This window comes from Streptomyces luteosporeus, assembly GCF_039532865.1.
Classification (GTDB): domain Bacteria; phylum Actinomycetota; class Actinomycetes; order Streptomycetales; family Streptomycetaceae; genus Streptomyces; species Streptomyces luteosporeus.
Genome location: NZ_BAAASL010000068.1, coordinates 1 through 667, shown reverse-complemented (window position 1 = coordinate 667; position 667 = coordinate 1). Strand labels below are relative to the sequence as shown.

General features: G+C 41.7%; 2 protein-coding genes. Both read left to right on the top strand.

The window, feature by feature from the left end:
- Positions 1–420, top strand: a 420-nt coding sequence (locus ABD361_RS30455; RefSeq protein ID WP_344440215.1) for an AAA family ATPase, incomplete at its 5' end; no start/stop codon positions are given.
- On the top strand, positions 398–667 hold a 270-nt coding region (locus ABD361_RS30450; protein WP_425583374.1), incomplete at its 3' end, for a hypothetical protein. The genes ABD361_RS30455 and ABD361_RS30450, both read left to right, overlap by 23 nt.

The window sequence follows — 667 nt, the reverse complement described above, 5'->3', positions numbered from 1 at the left end:
CGCCGCGTACTCAATAGCTTTTTGCAGATGATCGAGCAAGACAACTCAAGTAGTATAATTATTGCTGCTACTAATCATCCGGAAATTTTAGATTATGCGTTGTTCAGACGTTTTGATGATGTTATTGAGTACCATTTGCCAACGTTAGAACAGGCACTCGACTTAATAAAATCTCGACTAGGAGCATTTGCGCCTAAGCCTTTCCGTAAAAATGGATTAGAAAAACAGGTTGCTGGTTTAAGCTATGCTGAAATTTGTCGAGCTGTCGATGAATCAATTAAAGATGCCCTCATGAGCGATCGCATGCAGGTCGATCTTGTCATATTAAAGCAGGCTTTAGAAGAGCGTCGTTTGATCAGTAGTAAGTTATCACTTAACGAAAAAAACAAGTTAAAACATGACGGAACAAACCAACGATAAAAGGCTTCATCTCTCTTTACCAAAAAATTCTACAGCACAGCCCTATACAGCACATTCTCTTGGTGGGGGTGGCTCTACCTTACTACCTGAGCGGGATCGACAAGCACATGGAGTAGCCCTAAGAACTCAACTGCAGCAGGTTAAGGAAATGTCGGCCCAAATTCGTGAAGGGCAAGAAAACCTTGAGCTAATTAGCGGTCTCGGAATGCAAATTGAGTTTATTGGGCAACCTGATGTTGAATTAGCA